The sequence below is a fragment of the Duganella violaceipulchra genome (genome assembly GCF_019166075.1).
Classification (GTDB): domain Bacteria; phylum Pseudomonadota; class Gammaproteobacteria; order Burkholderiales; family Burkholderiaceae_D; genus Rugamonas; species Rugamonas violaceipulchra.
In genome coordinates, this window is sequence record NZ_JAHTGR010000001.1 from 265,513 (window position 1) to 284,719 (window position 19,207).

General features: G+C 62.8%; 17 protein-coding genes. 2 read left to right on the plus strand and 15 right to left on the minus strand.

The features are described 5' to 3' along the window. Positions 1-5: 5 nt before the first annotated feature. From KVP70_RS01050 to KVP70_RS34570, 11 genes are all read right to left on the minus strand, one after another. On the minus strand, positions 6-1,616 hold the full coding sequence (locus KVP70_RS01050; protein ID WP_217940171.1) for a glycosyl hydrolase family 18 protein: 1,611 nt from the start codon (positions 1,614-1,616) through the stop codon (positions 6-8). A gap of 116 nt (positions 1,617-1,732) precedes the next feature. Further along, entirely contained in the window at positions 1,733-4,393 is a 2,661-nt protein-coding gene (locus KVP70_RS01055) for a TonB-dependent receptor (RefSeq protein WP_217940172.1), read from the minus strand. 304 nt (positions 4,394-4,697) lie between these two features. Beyond that, positions 4,698-5,525 (minus strand): aldo/keto reductase, encoded by an 828-nt coding sequence (locus KVP70_RS01060; RefSeq protein WP_307730246.1) that lies wholly within the window; start codon positions 5,523-5,525, stop codon positions 4,698-4,700. A gap of 72 nt (positions 5,526-5,597) precedes the next feature. Next, positions 5,598-6,515 (minus strand): glycoside hydrolase family 18 protein, encoded by a 918-nt coding sequence (locus tag KVP70_RS01065; RefSeq protein WP_262311678.1) that lies wholly within the window; start codon positions 6,513-6,515, stop codon positions 5,598-5,600. Further along, complete coding sequence (locus KVP70_RS01070; protein WP_217940174.1) at positions 6,512-7,774, minus strand: glycoside hydrolase family 18 protein; 1,263 nt, start codon at positions 7,772-7,774, stop codon at positions 6,512-6,514. Before KVP70_RS01070 ends, KVP70_RS01065 begins: the two co-directional genes overlap by 4 nt. Before the next feature lie 7 nt (positions 7,775-7,781). Next, positions 7,782-8,885 carry an acyltransferase family protein gene (locus KVP70_RS01075; RefSeq protein ID WP_217940175.1) on the minus strand — a complete coding sequence of 368 codons (1,104 nt, stop codon included), beginning with the start codon at positions 8,883-8,885 and terminating at the stop codon, positions 7,782-7,784. 1 nt (position 8,886) lies between these two features. Continuing rightward, the gene (locus KVP70_RS01080; protein ID WP_217940176.1) at positions 8,887-10,047 is read right to left on the minus strand and encodes a DUF5009 domain-containing protein; all 1,161 of its coding nucleotides are present in this window, start codon (positions 10,045-10,047) and stop codon (positions 8,887-8,889) included. A gap of 199 nt (positions 10,048-10,246) precedes the next feature. After that, positions 10,247-13,399 carry a ligand-binding sensor domain-containing protein gene (locus KVP70_RS01085; protein ID WP_217940177.1) on the minus strand — a complete coding sequence of 1,051 codons (3,153 nt, stop codon included), beginning with the start codon at positions 13,397-13,399 and terminating at the stop codon, positions 10,247-10,249. A gap of 10 nt (positions 13,400-13,409) precedes the next feature. Next, complete coding sequence (locus KVP70_RS01090; protein WP_217940178.1) at positions 13,410-14,120, minus strand: response regulator; 711 nt, start codon at positions 14,118-14,120, stop codon at positions 13,410-13,412. Between the two features lie 373 nt (positions 14,121-14,493). Further along, positions 14,494-14,709 (minus strand): hypothetical protein, encoded by a 216-nt coding sequence (locus tag KVP70_RS01095; RefSeq protein WP_217940179.1) that lies wholly within the window; start codon positions 14,707-14,709, stop codon positions 14,494-14,496. Positions 14,710-14,824: 115 nt separating this feature from the next. Continuing rightward, positions 14,825-15,049, minus strand: a complete 225-nt coding sequence (locus tag KVP70_RS34570) for a HepT-like ribonuclease domain-containing protein (RefSeq protein ID WP_217940180.1) — start codon at positions 15,047-15,049, stop codon at positions 14,825-14,827. Positions 15,050-15,264: 215 nt separating this feature from the next. Here KVP70_RS34570 and KVP70_RS01105 point away from each other — a divergent pair, with 215 nt between their 5' ends. Both KVP70_RS01105 and KVP70_RS34095 read left to right on the plus strand, forming a co-directional pair. Continuing rightward, positions 15,265-15,582 (plus strand): hypothetical protein, encoded by a 318-nt coding sequence (locus KVP70_RS01105; RefSeq protein WP_217940181.1) that lies wholly within the window; start codon positions 15,265-15,267, stop codon positions 15,580-15,582. Positions 15,583-15,807: 225 nt separating this feature from the next. Continuing rightward, positions 15,808-16,257 carry a hypothetical protein gene (locus KVP70_RS34095; protein ID WP_229224502.1) on the plus strand — a complete coding sequence of 150 codons (450 nt, stop codon included), beginning with the start codon at positions 15,808-15,810 and terminating at the stop codon, positions 16,255-16,257. Here the strand turns inward: KVP70_RS34095 and KVP70_RS01115 are convergent. The 4 genes from KVP70_RS01115 to KVP70_RS01130 all read right to left on the minus strand — a co-directional run bounded on the left by KVP70_RS01115 (position 16,222) and on the right by KVP70_RS01130 (position 19,155). Next, a complete protein-coding gene (locus KVP70_RS01115) occupies positions 16,222-16,746 on the minus strand; it encodes a protein tyrosine phosphatase family protein (protein WP_217940182.1) in 525 nt (174 codons plus the stop codon). The two genes, KVP70_RS34095 and KVP70_RS01115, sit on opposite strands and share 36 nt — an antisense overlap. 13 nt (positions 16,747-16,759) lie before the next feature. Next, a complete protein-coding gene (locus tag KVP70_RS01120) occupies positions 16,760-17,227 on the minus strand; it encodes a group II truncated hemoglobin (protein ID WP_217940183.1) in 468 nt (155 codons plus the stop codon). 132 nt (positions 17,228-17,359) lie between these two features. Then, positions 17,360-18,073, minus strand: a complete 714-nt coding sequence (locus tag KVP70_RS01125) for a LytR/AlgR family response regulator transcription factor (protein WP_217940184.1) — start codon at positions 18,071-18,073, stop codon at positions 17,360-17,362. Further along, entirely contained in the window at positions 18,073-19,155 is a 1,083-nt protein-coding gene (locus KVP70_RS01130) for a sensor histidine kinase (RefSeq protein ID WP_217940185.1), read from the minus strand. Before KVP70_RS01130 ends, KVP70_RS01125 begins: the two co-directional genes overlap by 1 nt. Between the last annotated feature and the right edge of the window lie 52 nt (positions 19,156-19,207).

Genomic DNA, 19,207 nt, shown 5'->3' on the forward strand with positions numbered 1-19,207 from the left:
AAAAATTAATGACCTAGTACTTGCAGTTCCTTGATCGAACCGCTCCACGACGAAGCACCGGTGCGTCCCGCCACCCGCACGCCGGTCACGCCGTTGATGCCGGTGCCGCTGAAGGTGTAGGTCACGCCGCCGGCCGATGTGCTGTTCGGATAGGCCGGGCTGACCGCCCATCCCGAGTCTACCCATGTCGTACCGTTCGTGGTGTACTGCAAGCTCAAGCCGGATTCAAAATATCCGTTGCCGTAGGCGTCGATGGCGCCGTTGATGAACTTGGCCGATGAAATGGTCTTAGCCGCCGCGAAGGTGACGCCGGCCGCCTGCCATTTCTGGGTTCCGCCTTCCCCCGCGCCGTTGAGGGTCAAGGTGGTGCTGGTGTTGCCGTCATTGACTGCGGCCGCCGCCGCTTTATTCGTGTTGGCGGTCGAAGTGGTATTAGCGGTCCACACATAACCGGTGCCGGTGGTGGCGATGTTGCTATCTGTTGTACCGCCGCCACCATTGCCCAGGCCAGCGCTCACCGCGCTCCAGAAAGTGCCATCCTCATAGCCCATGGCCCAGACGCTGGTGCCGCCGAGCGCATAGGTGTTCACCAGCGCGGCTTTGGCAGTGATGCTCTGCGCATCGTCATACCAGAGCACCGGCTGCTTGTTACTGGTGCTCCATGCCGTACCGTCTGCCTGCTGCACCACCGTGCCCCAGGTGGCGTACGGCGTCGCCGATGCGGTGTCGCGCTTCTTGGTTGCGCTATGGGCGGCGATGATGTCGTTGTAGCCGGACACGCCGTTGGCGCCCTTCCAGTAGGCGCTGGTGCCGGTGCTGTAATCGTAGCCATAAGTCGGCAGCCCTTGCAGCACCTTCGCCGCCGGCACGCGCGATACGGCGTAGGCCAGCTTGGCCTGCATCCAGTCCAGGCCCACTTCCGGTCCCGGCCAGGTGGCCGAGCTGGATGAGGACCAGCCCGGGCCCACTTCGTCATACGTCATCAGCTGGAAGTAATCCACCGCCGCGCCGATCGCCGCGTAGTCATAGCCGGCCAGATAGGCCGGCTGGCCGTCGCCACTCATCGGCGGAATGCTGATGATGAGTTTTTTGTTCTGATTGTGGAGCGCCGTCGCCAAGGCGCCGATAAAGGTCGACATCTGCGTCTTCATCGCCGGCTGCACCGCTTCCAGGTCGATGTCGATCCCGGCAAAGCCATTGTTCACGGCCAGGTTGACCAAGTTGGCGACGGCGGTCGCGCGGCTGGTGGCGGTGGCGAGGAAACCATTGCTCACGGATGGATCGAAGCCGCCGAAGGAATTGCTGTAGTCCGAGACGGTTGGATACAAGGGCAGGCTTTTGCTCTTGGAGAAAGTGATGATGCTGTTGGTGGTGGCGGTCAGCCCGCTGCTGTCGATGGCGCCACTGGCCAACATGGCATAGGAAGACCCCAGCCCGACCGCCGACAGGCTGCCGTAGTAGGCCTGCAGATTGGTGTAGGACTGCGCGATCTGGCCGTCGGTATAAGCCAGTACGAAAGCCGCGGCGGAAGCATCGGCGCCGACGACGGCGGCAGCCAGGGTGACAGATGCGGCGAGTGCGCGCAGCCGGGTCGAAACAAGTTTTTTAGCAATCACGAAGGTCTCCAGGTTGAGTGTTGAACAGGAAGGACTGGGCGAGTTCGCCCACGGCGGGTCGCGTACGGCCCGCCGTTTGCTGCGTTACCACGGGATCAATCAGACTGTCGGGGCGCTTACCACTCGGTGCCCAGACGGATGCCGACCATGCGCGGGTCGTTGTACGAGGCCACGGTGAAGGTCTGCTGAGGGCCGCCGATACCGGCCCAGTTCTTGGCGCGCACGTCGCCTACATTGCGCACATACAGTTCGGCGTGCCATGGATACTTGGAACCACCCGGCGCGCTCAGACGCAGCGAGGCGTCCACCTGGCTGTAGGCTTGCTGCGCGTCGGACAGGTGCGCTGTATCGAGATTACGCAGCGAGAAGTACATCTTGTCCTGCCAGCGCCACTGGATCCACGGCGTCAGCGACCAGCCCTCGTTGAAATAGAAGTCCTGCGAGAAGCTCAGGTTCATGGTCTTCGGCGGCGAGTACGGCAGATGATTGCCAACCACGTTGTAAGGGCGCAGCTGCGCCAGCGACGGATCGGTGCCGGTGTAGTAGTCCGGGCATGGCGTCACGCCTTGCGCGGCGCGGGCGGTGCAGCCGATGTCATCGCTGTAGGTCGGATAGTCCGCGATCTTCGCGCTCAGCAGCGAGGCCGAATAGCTGATGTGTGCGTCGCGCCATGGACGATACTGCCCTTCCAGCTCCAGCCCCTTGATGTCGGCGCGGCCCACGTTCTGGGTCGACCACCAGCTGATCACCGCGTCGCAGGCCGGATGGTCGGCGTCGCAGGTACGCTTGCTGCGGCCGACGGTATGCTGGCCGGTCACCTGCATATCCTTGTAGCGGCTGTAGAACACCGTGGCCGACAGCGTCAGGCGGTCATCCAGCAGCTTGCCCTTGTAGCCGAATTCCAGATTGGTGACGGTCTCCGGACGATAAGGCAGGAAGGAGTACTGCGGACCGGCGGGACCGGTGGCGCAATCGTAAGGCTTGCCGTTGGCATCAAGCTCGGAGCCGCACAGATTGAAGCGGTCGTTGAAGCCGCCGGCCTTGTAGCCGGTGGACAGCGAGGTGTACAGCATGTTGCGCGAGTTGACCTGCCAGGTCAGGCCCAGGCGACCGGTGGTCTTGCTCCACGATTCCGCATGATTGCTGATCGCCGATGCGGCCGGGTACACGCCGCTGCCATAGTAAGCGCCCATGCCCGGCTTGAGCAGGTTGGAATTGACGCCGGTGTAGCCTGGCGTGCCCGGGCCGCCCGGATTGAGGATGCCGTTGAAGTAGTCCTTGCCATACGATTCCCAGAACTGGCCGTTGTTATCGGCGCGCGAGTCCTTGCTCATGCGGACGCCGGCGGTAAAGTTCCAGGCCGGGGTGAACTGCCAGTCGGACTGCGCGAAGGCCGCCTTGGACTCGGAGCGGCGATCCGGCTGATGGTAGTAGTTGGAGTAAGGGTAGCCGCTCGGTCCCTGATTCAGGAAATCCTGGCCAAAGTCGATATTGTTCTTCTCCTTCATGTAGAACAGGCCGGCCACATAGCGCAGCGTGCCGAAGTTCTGGCGCAGCTGCAGTTCGTGAACGTCGGAGGCGAATTTCGATCCCAGCGTATAAGTGGCGTTGTCCACCACCGGCCAGTGATCGCCGCCCGCCGCCGCAGTGGCGTTGACGTCGGCCTCGATGTTCTGGTAGCCAGCGTCGCTGTCCTGCTGCTGGAAGCGGCGTTGCGTCGCATGGGCGTAGCTGTATTCGATATCGGTCTGTTGATTGACACTCCACACAATGTTGGAGCGCAGCGTTCGGATCGACATGTCGGTGATGCCAGGTACGTTGATGGCCACGTCGTACTTGCCGCCTTTGCAGGCGTATGCCGTACCGGCAGCCTGCGCACAGTCCTTGATCGCCAGGTCGCCAGCGTCGTTGTTCTGGTAATTCTCGTAGGCGACCAGCCACTGCAGATCCTTGTTCACCTTCCACAGGCCGGACAGACGGGCGGCCCACTGATTGCGGTTGCTGTAGTAATCGCTCTTGTCCAGTTGGCGGTTGCGGCGCTGGTCGGTGTCCGCAATGCCGTCGGCCGGGAAGCCTTTGGCTGGCATGTTGACGTCGTACTTGTCTTGCGTCTGATTGATCCAGCCGTCGCGCTTGACGCCCATGGCGGTGAAGCGCAGCGCCAGGTCGTCCGTGACCGGGATGTTCTGCACCAGGTTCAGCTGGCGGTGGTTGTACTTACCCAGATCCAGTTCGGCGCTGCCCTCCTTGCTGCCGATGACAGGCTTGTTGGGAATGATGTTGATGCTGCCGCCGGTGGAGTTACGGCCAAACAGCGTCCCTTGCGGGCCGCGCAAGATCTCCAGCCGGTCCAGGTCAAACAGCAAGGCCAACGCACCCTGTGGACGCGGCGAGTAGATACCGGCGACATGCAGGCCGACCGCCGGGTTGCCGATCTCGGTAAAGTCGGAATTGGAGACGCCGCGTATGGCGATCTGCACGCCGGAGCTGCCGTCCACCGCGCCGCCCAGTTGCAGGTTGGGCACTTCGCCGGACAGCGACCTGACGTTGATCGCGCCTTGGCGGGTCAGGTCTTCCTGCGTTACCGCCGTCACTGCGACCGGTGTTTTCAGCAGCGACGTGCTGTAGCGCGTTGCCGTCACCATGACCTCCTGAATGGTGTCGCTGGACTTGGGCGCGGGGGCCGCTTCCTGGCCGAAGCCCGGCGTCGCCAGTACCGTCAGCGCACCCGCAACTGCGGAACTGGTCAGGGTCTTCCTGCAATTCAAATCAAACATGCTCTTTCCTCTTATTTAAGTGCTTCGCCACGGCGTTGCGACTTGTGTTTGCGTTTATCTGCAGCCGTGTTTCAAACACTAACATCGCCTTCGCGCCCGCAACAAACCCAGGCCCCGCATCACAAAAAAGCTCATAAGCCACTGAATTTATTGAGTATTCTCGCGGACGCATAAAACTGCATTTACACTTCCTTACGCAGCTTTCCGCCCCGGCCTTGGCGCCGCCGGCATCGCTCGAATATTCTGGAAAACTCTTACAATTCATTACACAGGCGCGTACCGCGCTTGCAACACAGAAGCCTAATCACGGCACGTCGGTGCCGGTGGTGGCACGCAGCAACGCGAACCAGTCCTGGCGCTCCAACGTCACGGATGCGGCGACAGCGGCTTCGCGCAACGCTTCCACGCGGCTTGAACCGGTCAACACCACCGGTTGTGATGGATGCCGCAGCAGCCATGCGTAGGCGATGATCCCCGGCGTGACGCCATAGCGCGCGGCCAGTTCCTCCAGCAAGGCCGCGATGGCCGGGTGATCGAACAGACGGCCGCCGGCCAGTGGTGACCAGATCATCGGCCTGCGACGCAGACGCTGCGCCTGGTCAAGCGTGCCGTCGCCAAGCGGAGCAAGGCACAGCGGCGAGAACTCGATCTGGTTGGTGACCAGGGTGACCCGCTCATTCAACAACTCGAACTGCGCGGGGTTGAAATTCGACGCGCCGAAGTGACGCACCTTCCCGGCCGCGCGCAAGACGGAAAAAGCTTCCGCCACTTCGTCGGCATCCATCAGCGGATCAGGCCTGTGGATCAGCAGCAGATCGAGATAGTCCGTGTTCAGCTGGCGCAGGCTTTGTTCAACGCTGGCGACGATGTGCGCGCGGCCGGTGTTGTAGTGCGGGACGCGCGCGCCATACAAGCCGCCATAGATGCCGCATTTGCTGACGATCTCCATGCGCTGGCGCAGATGTGGCGCCGCCGCCAACGCAACGCCGAAGGGTTCTTCGCTGGTGTAGATATCGGCATGGTCGAAACTGGTGATGCCCAGTTCCAGCGCCTGTTCGATCAACGCCAGCCGCTGCTGCGGTGTCTGGCGCCAGCCGGCCATGCGCCAGCAGCCGAAAGTAATGCGTGACAAAGTTGGCCCTTCAGCGCTGAGGGCGATACGTGGAACGGGAGTGGACATGGCGAGTAAGTAGAAGTGATTGAACTAAGGACCTGCGGCGCCTTGCTGCACCATCGGTCCGATCTTGCGGGCGAACGGCCAGCCCTGGCGCTCGTCGGTCGCCAGTTCCCAATTGAAGGCGCCGCGCAAATCAGGGTGCCGGCGCCGCAGTTCGCGCCAGACTGCGGCAACCTGTGCGTCGCTCATGAAGTTGGGCGCGTTGTTGATGCCGAAGCCAACCACCACGTGGGCGGCGCCCAGCAGCTTGACCCACTCGTCGACATTGGCGACCACGTAAGCCGGATCGGCCAGATTGGGACCGTCGTAATACTGCGGTGCGCAGTAGTCGAGCGCACCAGCGCTCAGCATGTCGCGGCAAAAGCGCTGGTCGATGGCACTCCACGGCGCCGGCGGCGCGCTGATGATAAAACCCGGGTACATGTGCTTGAGTTCAAGGCTGATCCAGATCATTTCGGCGGTATCGGGACGCTGGTTGGCCTGAAAAGTGTTCCAGTCCAGTCCATCGATGCCGCCGAACTGGCGGTACAAGTCAGCGATGCTGGCGACGAAGACATTCGACTTGGCGCGGTCGGGAAAACTCATGCCATTGCCGTCGCCGCCGACGGACAAGATAATCTTGCGGCCCTGGGTCTTGCGCGCAAACTGCAGGTCCTCCTTGAAGTGCGCGGCAGCACCCCGCCCATCGCCAGGCGCTTTCCAGTAGACGGCGCCGGTGGTGCCGGGCGCTCCACCGACCGGCCGCGCGGCAAACAGATACACCAGCCCATAATGAGGATCGATGTCGCGCAGGCGTACCGGCGCGTCGTACCAACCCGGGTAGTAACCGGCGAGAACGCGCGCCGGCAAGCCACCGGGCAACGGTCCCTTCATACCCAACGTGGCGCCGACCGCCGCGACAACGGCGGTGACGCAGATGCCGGCGACCAGGTGACGCACATTCACTTGAGCACTTCCTGCATCGCGCGCGACAGCGAGAAGGCCGCATCATCCTGATCCAGCGACCAGGACATCAGGCCGCGCAGTTTTTTTGTGCGGACATAGGCGGCCTTGTCGCGGATCACGCGCGGATCGTCATAGGTCCAGAAGGTGCCTTGATCGAAGGTCCACAGCTGTTTGGTGACCGGATGATAGAAAGTGGTCAGGCCGCGCGCCGCGATGGTCGAATACTGTTCGGCGCCCTCCTCGAAGCCTTGCGCGGCGCCGGTTGCCGGCTGATACAGGCCGTTGTTGGCGGCGCTGACGCCACTCCAGCCGCGCGCGTAGAACGGCACGCCCACAACGATCTTGTCCGCCGGGACGCCGGCTTTCATAAAGCGCTTGACGCCCGCCTCCACGCTGCGCGGGGTGGCATCGGCGCTGGCTGGATCGCTGTACAGATTGGACTGGAAACCAGTCGGCCCCTGTTTGCTCCAGGCCCCGTGGAAATCGTAGGTCATCAGGTTGATCCAGTCCAGCGAGCGGCTGTAGGCGGCGGGATCGGTGTAGCGCATCTTGTCGTCGGTACTGTTGACGGCGGCGGTCAGCAGATAACGCTTGCCGCTGGCTTTACCCAGCGTGTCCAGCTGGCGGTGGAATTCTTCCAGCAGCAGCGTAAAGTTGGCCTTATCGTCCGGCCCCGGATGCTCCCAGTCCAGGTCTATGCCATCAAAGACGCCGGCCGCCGCGCCAGCGCCGCCGTGTCCATCGAGCTTGGGCAGATTGCCGCGCAGGTAGAGATCAATGCAGGACGACACCAGTGCCCTGCGTCCGGCTGGCGTGGCCGCGCCGGCCGGGAAGTGATGCGACCATTCGCCACCACCCAGCGCCACCAGCACCTTCAATGTCGGATGGCGTTTCTTTAACTGCGCCAGCTGGTTGAAGTTACCGGCCAGCGGCTGGCCCGCCTTGTCGGCGCTGCCGTCCACCGATTCGTCGGCAGTGAAACGGCGGGCATAATCCAGCGTTGCGTTCATGCCGTTGGCGACATCCTCGCTATCGCGCCCGCTGTCGCAACGGACACCACCATCGGGCATCTTGTAGACATTTTCAAAGGCATACACCAGGTAAGTGAAGCCGGCGGCGGCGCCTGACTGGTCCAGATGCTTCAGGCGGAAGCCCTTCCCTACACTCCAGCCGGTATAGTAGGAACCCACTTCGGCCGCATGTGCGCCGCCAGCCAACAGGGCCGCCGCGACGGCCAGACAAGATAAACGTGTACGCATAGTCTCCTCAGAGTTTGATATAGATATTTCGGCGATCCATCGCATAGGCGACCAGCCAGCAAGCCAGCATGTACGCCACTGCGAACAACAGCGAGGCGTTGTAAGGCGACGCCCACGATAGAAACAACAACTGGTACACGCTGCGGTACAACGTCTCCCCGGCCACCTGGAGCCGCGCCAGCACAATGACCGCGACGTCGGCCAGCAGGTAGATGAACAACGTGTTCTTGCCGAGCACCTCGAAGAAGTAGGTGCCGAAGCGCAGGCCGGCCATGTCGATGGCGCCTGTCAACACCGCCAGGATGATCAGGTCCCAGCCTACTGTGCAGGCGACGAAGGAACCGGTCCACAGCTTCTTGTTGATCGGCAGCAGCGCATCCCATCCATAGGCCAGCAACAGGCATGCCGCTCCGGCCGCAGCGAGCGTCGCCACCGTGCGCCGGCCTGGTCCTTTGTGCCGCAGCCGCTCGGCTGCCGCGTAGCCAGCCAGCACGTTGACGATGGCGGGCAAGGTACTGAGGATGCCTTCCGGATCAAAGGCGATGCCTTCGCCGTGGTACATATGCGGTGCGCCCAGTACGGCAAGATCGAGCTTGAGCACCGCATTGCCGCCCAGCGAGTAATCACCGTAGAACGCCAATATCCACCAGTAGCCCAGCAAGGCGATCACGCTGAATAGCGCGGCGCCACGCAACCCGCTGTAGCGCACGATCAGCGCCGCAAACAGATAGCACAGGCCGATGCGCTGCAACACGCCCATGACTCGGGTGTTGGCGAACGGCGCCAACGTCAAGTCCGGCGTGAAGAACGGGAACCAGTACAGCAGATAACCGCACAGGAAAATCAGCGCGCCGCGCCTGAACACACGCCCGAGAAAATAGGCCTCGTCATGGACTTCGAACTTCTTCATGCTCAGGCTCATGGCGGCGCCCACCACAAACAGGAAAGATGGGAACACCAGATCGGTCAGCGTAAAGCCATGCCAGACCGCGTGCTCCAGTGGGGCGTAGCTGATTGCGCCACCCGGTGTATTCACAATAATCATCAAGGCCAGCGTCAGGCCGCGAAAGACGTCCAGCGCCAGATAGCGTGGGGAAGCAGGATTCGACATCTCAGAGTTTCAATTTAAGGTTACAGGTGTTCAGCACAGCGACCAGCGCCATGACGACAGATGAGAACAACAGAGCGAAGGCAATGGCGGCGCCGCCGTGCATCAGCACCGGCCACCAGCGCAAGTGCAGGTAGCCCATCAGCGTTGCCAATACCACCGGCAGCAGATAGGTCACCAGGGGATTGGCCGCAGCCGGCTGCACTAGTGCGGTCCAGCGTGTGAACCGGCGCATTTCGATCAGCCAGTACAACAGCACAAACAGCGCGCTGCACAGCGCCGCGCAATACAGCGCCCACGGCGGCGTCGCGCCGATTTTGGAGATCGGGTAGAAGTGATGCAGCAGCCACGCCAACAGCGCCAGGACCAGCGCCAGCACCACACCTGCCGCCAGCCGTGGCGTTCCGCCGGCGCCGCGCGCGCCATCAAAGAACAGCAGCACGCACAAGGCGCCACACAACACGATGGAGGCATGCGTCGCGTGCATGGCTATCACTTCATTGCCATCCATCGCGTGGCTGACCATGAACCACAGCACACAGGCGACGACCGCCAGCGCCAGCACCAGCAGGCGTCCGCGCCCGGCGAGATAAATCAGGCTGGAAGTCAGGTAGGCCCAGCCTATGCAGCCCAGGATGCCCCACCACGACGTCTGCATCCAGCCCTGTCCATCCGGGTCGCTGCGATACATCAGCGCCAGCATCACGATCGCCGCCGCGCCGAACCAGCGCAGCATACGGTTGCTGCGCGTGCCCCATGCCAGCAAAGCGGCAGCGTAAAAGAACAAGGCCCACAGGTGGATCGACATACCCATCGCCGCTTCGTTGTAGCCCTCTTCCGTGTTGACCATGAACAGGCCGATGACGATCAGGCCAAACGCGCGCGTGACAACCTGCCACACGATCTGGCGCGCGCCGCCTTCCACCGCCAGCCGGTGATTCAGGCTGAAGGGAATCGAGGTGCCGACCACGAACAGAAACGCCGGGAACACCACGTCGGCCAGGCTCATGCCGTCGGCGCTGGCGGCCATGTGCTGGATGCCGTAAGGGATGCCGTTGGCCCCGGACAGGCAATTCACGAACAGCATGACGAAAAAAGTCAGGCCGCGCAAAGCATCGATGGCGAAGATCCGCTGGCGCGGCAGAACAGGAAGAGCGGTAGGCATGGAGGCAGTCTTTCAATCAGGACGGACAGACACTAGCATGTGCCTGACAGGCCTCGCAACGTCGCCGCCGTTACGTTCCAAGCCGCTGATTACATTGAATAATTCCAAAATCTGACGGGACCATGCTTACGTTTCTTTACACAAGTGGTCTGCATCGCCCAAGGACCCGTGCGGCGGTCCGGGGCGCGCTCACAAATCATTACGAATTTGTGGCGCCAGGAAGGATGATCGTAGCGACCAGGCCGCCTTCGGCATGGTTTTGCAGCACCAGCACGCCGCCATTCTCTTCGATGATGTCGCGCGCGATGCCCAGCCCCAGCCCAAGGCCGGTGGCGTTCTGGGCGCGGCCATGATCGAGCCGGACGTGCGGTTCGAACAACTGCGCCAGCTTCTCCGCCGGCACGCCAGGCCCATGGTCGCGGATCCGGATATGCACCACACCTTCGTACTCCTCGGTGGAGACATCGGCGCTGCCGCCATAGAACAACGCGTTGTCGAGCAGGTTGCCGATCGCACGCTTGAGCGCCAACGGCCTGGCTTGCACCACCAGGCCGGCCGGCGTGAAGCCGATCTGGTGACCGGCCAGCTGGGCGCTGCGCAGCATGCGGCCGATCAGCGCGTCCAGCCGCACGGGGGTGGTGTTCTCATAGAGGTCGCTGTCCTTCACGGTTTGCAGCGCACCTTTGACCATCATGTCCAGATCGTCCAGATCGTCGTGGAACTCGCCGCGCACCGCTTCATCGTTGAGCAACTCGGAGCGCAACTTGAGGCGCGTGATCGGCGTGCGCAGATCATGCGAGATCGACAGGAACAGGCGTTCGCGGTCCGACACGTAACGCTGCAACTGGGTCTGGGCCTGCTCCAGTTCCTGGGTGCGGGTGCGCACCTGCACCTCCAGTTCTCGCCGGCGCCGCGCGTGCATGCGTTCGCGGGTGCGGTGGCCGCCCCACACCAGCATCAGCACGGACAGCACCACCGCCAGCCGGAACCACCAGCGCTGCCAGTATGGCGGGGCGATCTCGAAGACCAGTGGCGGCGAAGGCTGGCCCCAGACGCCATCCTTGTTGGCGGCCTGCACCTGAAACTCGTAGCGGCCGGGATCGAGATTGGTGTAGGTGGCGACACGCTTGCTGGCATCGCTCCCGGTCCAGTCATGGTCATACCCCGCCAGCCGGTAGCGGAAGCGGTTGCGCTGCGGATCGCTGTAATGCAGCGCGGCGAATTCGAAGCTCAACGCGGCGGCGTCGTGCCCCAGCCGCATGCTGGCGCCATCGATGGGCAGCGGCTTGCCGCCGGCCTGCATGGATGTGACCACGGCCGGCGGCGGATAAGGATTGTCGCGGATGGCCGCAGGATGAAACACGGTCAGTCCATTGACGCCACCGAAGTACATGGTGCCATCGCGCTCGCGGTAAGCCGAGCCGGAAAAGTAGTACCCCTCGATCATGCCATTGCGCGCCGAGTAGTTCTTGAAGGTGGTGGCCGCTGTATCCATGCGCGAGATGCCGTTGGCGGTGCTGAGCCAGAGCGCACCGTCGTCGGCCTGCAGGATGGCGCCGATGGAATCGTCGGCCAGTCCTTCGCGCGTGGTGTAGCGGCGAAAGCGTACGGCCCCGCCGGCATCGCGCGTCATGCGGTTCAGGCCGCCGTTGGTGCCGACCCACAGCGTGCCCTCGCGGTCCAGAAACAGCGACTGCACGCGGTCGCTGCTGAGGCTTGTGGTGTCCGCCCGGTCGTGATGGAAGTGGCGGAAGCTGCTGCCGTCGGCCGCCAGCAGATTGAGTCCGTTGTCGGTGGCGGCCCAGATGGCGCCGCTGGCGTCTTCCACCGTCATGCGCACCCAGTCGTCACTGAGGCTGGCCGGATCGCGCCCGTCATGACGGAAACTGCGGTCCGGCCCGCCCGCATGGTCGATGCGGTGCAGGCCGCCACGGCTGGCGACCCACAGATTGCCGGCGCGGTCGCCGGTGATGTGGGTGATCGAGCCGCTGTTGGGATCGGGACTGCTAAAACTGTGGGCCACGTAGGTGCCGCGCTCGGGGTCGAATCGTCCCAGCTCGGCGCTGCTGCCTATCCAAGTGGCGCCACCCGCGTCGCGGTACAGCGCCAGCACGATCTCCTTGTTGCGCATATGGCGTTGCAGCCTGGCGTCGCCGCGCAGCCGGGTGACCTTGCCGGTGGCCGGGTCGAGCCTGTCGATACCTCCGAAGCCAGCCAGCAACAGCCCGCCCCTGCCGTCGCCGCACAGGCCGTAGATGCGGTTATCGTGCAAGGTGTGCGAATCGCCGGGGATGTGGAAATAGCGGCTGAAGCCTCCGCTGGCCAGGTCGGCGCGGCGCACGCCGGCGGTCCAGCTGCCCACCCATAGTGTGCCGCTGTGATCCTGGAACAGGCTGGAGACCTCGTTGCTGGCACTCTGGTGCGGATCGGCCGGAACCGTGACGAAACGCCGCTGGCTTGCGTCCCAGCGATGCAGGCCATTGGTATTGGTCCCCAGCCACAGCGTGTTGTCGCGATCCTGCACCAGCGCCGTCACCAGTCCCGGCGCCAGTCCATCGGTCGGACCAAACACGTGGCGCGGCATGCCTGGCGCATTCAGCTGCCAGCTGACCAGGCCATCCATGGTCACCAGCCACAACACCTGGCGTTGATCGATGCGCAATTGCTGCACTTCGTTGAGCGGCGCGTTGGGCCTGGCCCGCGTATCGACGCGGAAGTGCCGGAAACCGTTGGCGCCGGCGGCCAGGCGATCCAGCCCCTGCTTCAGGCCGACCCACAGCCCTCCCTCGGCATCCAGCGCCAGCGCATTGACCTGGTCGTTTGCCAGGCTGGCGGGATCGGCCGGATCGTGACGCAGCACCTTGTAGCGTCCCGATTCGGGATTGAAGTGGTGGACGCCATCGCTGGTGCCCAGCCATAGCTGTCCGTAGCCGTCGCTGATGATGGCCTGCACCTGCGCCCGCGCTTCCCGCCCGGGACCATCCTCGGTGGCGGGAAAGCGCGTGAAATCGCCGGTGGCCGGATCGAAGCGCTGCAACCCGCCGCGCGTGCCTACCCACAGGCGATTTTTCTTGTCGACGTGGAGCGCCTGCACCCAGTTGTCGGCCAGGCTGCGCGGATCGTTGGGGATGGTACGGTAGACGGTGACACGGTAACCATCGTAGCGGCTCAAGCCATGCTGGCTGCCGAACCACATATAGCCCTGCTGGTCCTGCACGATGGCGGTGACGGTTTCCTGGGCCAGGCCGTCCTTGACACTCAGTTGCTCGAAGTTGAGCGTATGCGGCACCGCGGCCGCCGCGATGCAATGCAGCAGCCACAAGCAGCAGACCAGCAAGGCATTGCGCAGCATGCCGTCCGGCTCAGGCCGGCACGACGGCGACATCGGCCGAAAACACATAGCCTGCGCCGCGCACGGTCTTGATCAGCGACGGCTGCTTGCCATCGTCGTTCAGGCGCAAACGCAGTTTGCTGATCTGGACGTCCAGCGAGCGGTCAAGCGGACCGGAGTCGCGGCCACGCGTTTGCTCGCACAACACGCTGCGGTCAAGGATATGGCCCGGGTGTTCGACGAAGTACTTCAGCAACTGGTAGTCAAGGCCGGTGAGCGGCACCAGCGCGCCGGCGCTATCGGTGACGGTACGCTCCAGCAGGTCCAGCGTAAAGCCGACAAAACGGTAGTAGCGTGTCACGTTCTGGTTGTCGATGCCGGCGCGGCGTAGCAGCGCCTTGATACGCGCCAGCAATTCGCGCGGGTCGTAGGGTTTGCCGATGTAATCATCCGCCCCCAGTTCCAGGCCGACGATGCGGTCGGATCCATCGGAGATCGCGGTCAGCATGATGATCGGCAGGTTGGAGCGGCGGCGCACTTCCTTGCACAGCACAAAGCCGTCGGTATCGGGCAACATCACATCGAGTATCACCAGCGCCAGCTGGTCGGCCAGGCGCGAGAATTCGGATTGAAAGCTGAGGCCGTCCGGCGCCAGGATCACCTCGTACTGGTGTTTTTCCAGATAGGTTTTCAGCAGGGCACCGGCCTTCTGGTCATCCTCCGCAATCAATATCTTGCGCATACGCTTCCTGTCCGATGAGTTCAATTCAATTCGCGCCCTAGTATAACCACAAGGTAGCGCAAAGAAAAAGCCGGCGCCCGGCGGGGCACCGGCAAAAAAGAACCACATTACCAAGGGGAGGAATTTGTGATTCCGTGTCTGGCATGAAGCCGTCGGCCCATGCCAGCGAATCGATACTAGCACCCGCCAAGCGACACAGCGAATCATACACAAGTTATTGATTTTTATGAATAATCCTATTTTTTCCCGGTAGAGGCATTACATTTCCTTACCAGGACCGCAGCGCCCCGCGCCGACCTCCCCTACTGCTGCGGCCCGGCTCACCATGCCAGACTGGAAAACCTTACAAAACTTAACAAAAAACATCGCGGAATCAATCAGCGCGCGCGGCGCATGTTGCACATTTCACCAGTCCCGTGCGGCCGATGGTCCAACCGCACTCCTTCGCCGCAACCGCCGCCCGCTTGGCCCACTCGTCCATCGGATCGTTGGCGACTTCTTCGAATTCAAAGAACGCGCGGCAATCATGGGATTCGCACACCAGCATAAATTCGCAGAACAGCATTTCTTCGAGCAGGTCGTTCAACATTGCGATGGCTTTCTAAAAAATTGTTTGATGTGGCCGGCAATTCTGCTTATGCCAAGCCGGAAAAACCGTTCCACACCTGAAGGTACAGGGGAGGCAGGTCGGCATGAATGGTCTGTCACACAATTTCATAATCGACCTTGAAATAGCCATGGGCAACAGCGTTGCGCATCTGGCAGACAGATGACAAGGCTAATTCTGGATGCTTGCCAGCGCACTCAGGATAGTACTTGTGAACGTTATAACTGGCTTCGCCGAGGATTTCCAACCAGAATATCCAGATCGCTTTCCTCCGTATCACAACCTTGCGCGACGGCGCCAAAGACGCGCGGATTGCACGCACGATGCCCTTCCACGATACGGCGAATTGCGGCTCGATGCGTTTGAAAGGCGGCGGACGGTTTCATGACTTAAACGATAGTCCACTGGATGGCGTTGGCATGACAAGTTGTAGCACTGGCAGAGTTCCCAATTGGGATTGCGGCAAATCATACACCGGGTCGGTGATTTTCATAATTGCGGTCCCAGGGAGGCTCTGCAGTCATGGGGCGCTGCAAAATGCGGCACAAAAAATACAAAAGGAGAACAACCCCATGCGATCATGGATACTGGCCCTGCTGTTCCCGGCCTCGACCGGAACGGCTCGACGGCGAACCGATCCGCAACGTCAGCCAGCCCACGCTGACCGTGTATCCGGCGTCCCTGGACCGGACGGCCCGCACCGCCGTCATCATCGGCCCTGGCGGCGGTTACGAATTCCTGCCCTTCGCGCGCGAAGGCGATCAGTACGCACAATGCCTGGCCGGCCAAGGCACCGCATCGAACCGGCCGCAGCGCGCCGAAGAATGGCTGCGCGACCGCAAGCTGGTCCCCTAGCGATCCAACCCCACACGAATACAGGAAGACACCTGGTCAAGCATCCTCCCGCGCAGCTGCGCCGCAAGGCCCTGGCTGTCTCGATTTCCCTGCTCGCGCTCGGCGCCGCGACAAGCGCCCAGGCTGCGCCCATCGCCACGCTGGACCGCAACGGCGCCTGGGTCTCGGGACGGCGACAGCTTCGCCTCGCCTGCGCTGAGCCTGCACGTGGCGCCGGCGCCGCGCGTGCCGACCATCGGCGAGAAGTATTTCGCGCCGCAACCGACGCCGGTGGCGCTGCAAGTGAAGAACGCCAAAGGCGAGCTGGAGCTCGACATGACAGGTTGGGAGATGGCGCCGCAAACCATCAACACCGAAAAGACCTACCAGACCGGCGCCTCGTTCAGCGCGCCGGCGGACGAGCACTACGACGGCAGGGGCCAGAACCAGGAATCGACCGGTGCGCTGGACCTGCGCGGCCGCGTCATCGACTGCGAGCACTGGTACGACGCGCCGCACGTCGCCGACCACGGCGTCCGGCGACTGCTTGGTGTCGCCCTCCCTGCGCGGCGCATCCGGCACAAGAGACGGAGCCCTTGCCACATTTCGTTAAGCCGGTTGGTGATTTACATAGTGCCGGCCGCAACAGCACGTTCGCCTTCAGTAAGGTTCAAACTGAATACCCGCTTTACGTAGCTGGGACACCAGCAAGCTCTTCCACGGCCCCTCCGGCGACCACACCCGCGCGACCGATTCGTAGGCCAGCTCGGGCTTTTCGTGAAGGACGATGGCCCGATACAGGAAGGTCATGCTGGAGGCACGCATATTGACCTGGCAATGGACCAGGACTTTGCGATCACGCAGCCGCTCCATGGCGGCGACGAAGGCCTGGAAGTCAGCTTCGGTAGGATTTCCAAAGCCGATGGGTATGTTGATGAACTCAAGCCCCTGCCGGCGAACGATCTCCGCTTCGCCGGCAATGGCGTCCGACACGGTTGGCGGCGCCAGGTAGATGACGGCGCCAAACCCCTGCGCGGCGAGGCCGGCCAGCGCCTTGGCGCCAGGCTGGCCCGAGGTGACGAGCCGGGGCGAGATCTCGACCGCGTTCGGCGCCTCGATCACCGAATCCGTCGCAGACGCCGTGCCCCACGCCAGCAACCCGGTGAGCAGCGTGAGCACCGCCACTGCGCGCCTCGTCTTAACCACGGTATGGTCCCTTGACTTCGCCCCAGCCCCACTTGGGCATGGGTGCATCGTGATCTGCTTGCGCCCCCGGCTGCGAGTTGATGACCGCCAGGCGCGAACCCCACTCGAGATAGCCAACCAGCGCCGAGCGGAACTCCGGGTCGTCAGGCATGCCCAGCTCATCGGCAGTTTCAAGCAGCAGCGTGACCCAGCGGCGCCGCTGCTCCTGGACGAGATGGCGGTTGAGATGCTGCTGAATCATATGTGGATGTCCCCCATACTGCTCGGAGTAGGTGGCGGGCCCGCCCAGCACCTCGGCAAGAAAGGCGGCAACGTGCGCTGGATGATCGTCGCCCATATGGGCAAACACAGGGGCCAGCAAGGTGTCGCGCCTGACATGCTCGTAGAAGCGCGAGGTCAGACGACGCAGGGCATCTATGCCACCCACCCATTCGTACAGCGTAGGAATGTTTTCGGACATGCGTAACCTTTCTTTGAAAAATAGCCGTTAAGATCGCGGCTAGAAAACTGGCATCCTTTAGCGCGAGCCCATGAACCACCATTTTTATGATAGCACCGTCGGGCCGTCCATCAATGGCTCGCCCCTCCCTCGCTAGGCCAGCCGATCCATCACAGGTTTGCGGTATCGCCGGCTCATGCGCAGGCGCCGCGTGCTCTCAAGGACGATTGCATATTCGCCGTCCGGGCACAGTTCCAGCGCACGGACGCGGTCGAGATTGACGATGGCCGAGCGGTGTATCCGGCAAAAGCCAAACGGCGCCAGCAGCACCTCCAGTTCGGCCAGGCTGCGACGCAACATATGAGCGCGCTCGCCGGCATGCAGCGTCGAATAATAATCGCTCGCCTCGATCCAGTCGACGTCCGCGTACTTGACCACGTCGAGCACGTTGCCATTCCGGACCATGAACCGCTGGCTGGCGCCGGGAATCCGGATACGCTCCTTGACCCGCTCCAGCACGCGCTGGAAGCGCTGGTCGTCGAATGGCTTCATCAAGTAGTCGAGCGCCCCCACCTCGAAAGCGCGCAAGGCGAATTGGTGGTGGGCGGTGACGAAGACGATGGCAAACGGCAGCACCGGTCCCAGGCGGTCCAGCATTTCGAAGCCGTCGCATTCGGGCATTTCCACGTCCAGGAACACCAGGTCCGGCTTGCACGCCGCAATCGCGGCCATGGCATCCTCGGCGGAACCGCATTGGCCGACCAGCTGTATCCCGGCGTCATGCGCCAACAGCGCGGCGATATTGCTGCGCGCGAGCGGTTCGTCGTCGACAATCAGGGCGCGCAGCGCATTGGCGTTTTGGTCCATCAATCCTCACGGTATGGCAGTGTAATGGTGGCCAGCACGCCAAGGTCGTCCCGGTTCTCGAGAGCGAACGTCTGCGCGCCGCCGTACAGGGCGGCCAGGCGCTGCCGGGTATTGGCCAGGCCTACGCCCACCCCACACTCCGGCGGCAGAAGCGGACCGTCGTTATACACGGTCAAGGTCAGGACCGGGCCCGTGCGCGCAGCACCGATACGCAACGCGCCACCCCTGGTGCGCTTGCCGATGCCGTGCTTGATGGCGTTTTCCACCAACGGTTGCAGGATGAAGTCAGGCACCTGGGCCGCCAGCAACTGCTCGGGGATGTCGATATCGTAGCGCATGCGCTCGGCGAAACGCATCTGCTGCAGCGCCAGGTACTTGCGCAGGAATGCAAGCTCTTCTCCCAGCGCAACGTATTGGCGGTCGGAGTGGTCGGTGACCCGCCGCAACAGGTCACCGAGCGCCGCGATCATCGCGATCGCATCGTTGCCCCGCTGCTCGCGTATCAGCCCGGTGACCGCGTTGAGGCAGTTGAACACGAAATGCGGCTCCAGCTGAAGTTTGAGCGTGGCCAGCTGCGCCTGCGCCAGCACTTCCGCCATGCGCGCGCTCGCGGCCTGCTGCTGCGCCAGGCGATTGTGGGTCTCAAGCGTCAGGTTCAGCGCCACGATAGCGCCATACAGTATGCCTCCTACGACGAGCATGCCATAGAATTTCGGATACCAGAGCACCGAGAACGCGGTCGGACCGGCGGGGTTGGCCAAGGGATTGGTCAGGTGTTCAAGCAGCGAGGCCCACGTGGCCCAGGCCAGGCTGATGACGACGCAGGTCATGGCATGCGCCAACCACGGCAGCGCCGACCTGGACGGCAGGCGCCAGCGCTGCAGCAAGATGAGCACGGCGGGCGTGAACACCGGCCACACGGCCCAGGTCGCCGCCGTCACAACAAACAGCGTGATCCACAGGTGGTGCATGCCCATCGCCCGCATGCTGATCACCGTTTGGGTCGCATCGACCAGGGCGATGGCCAGCCAGACCACGGCGATCTGCACCCATAGTTTGCTTATAAGATTTGCGCTCTTCATGGCCGCCATCATAAGCGAACCGGGGGCGCGCTGGATGGGTATGCAGCCAATC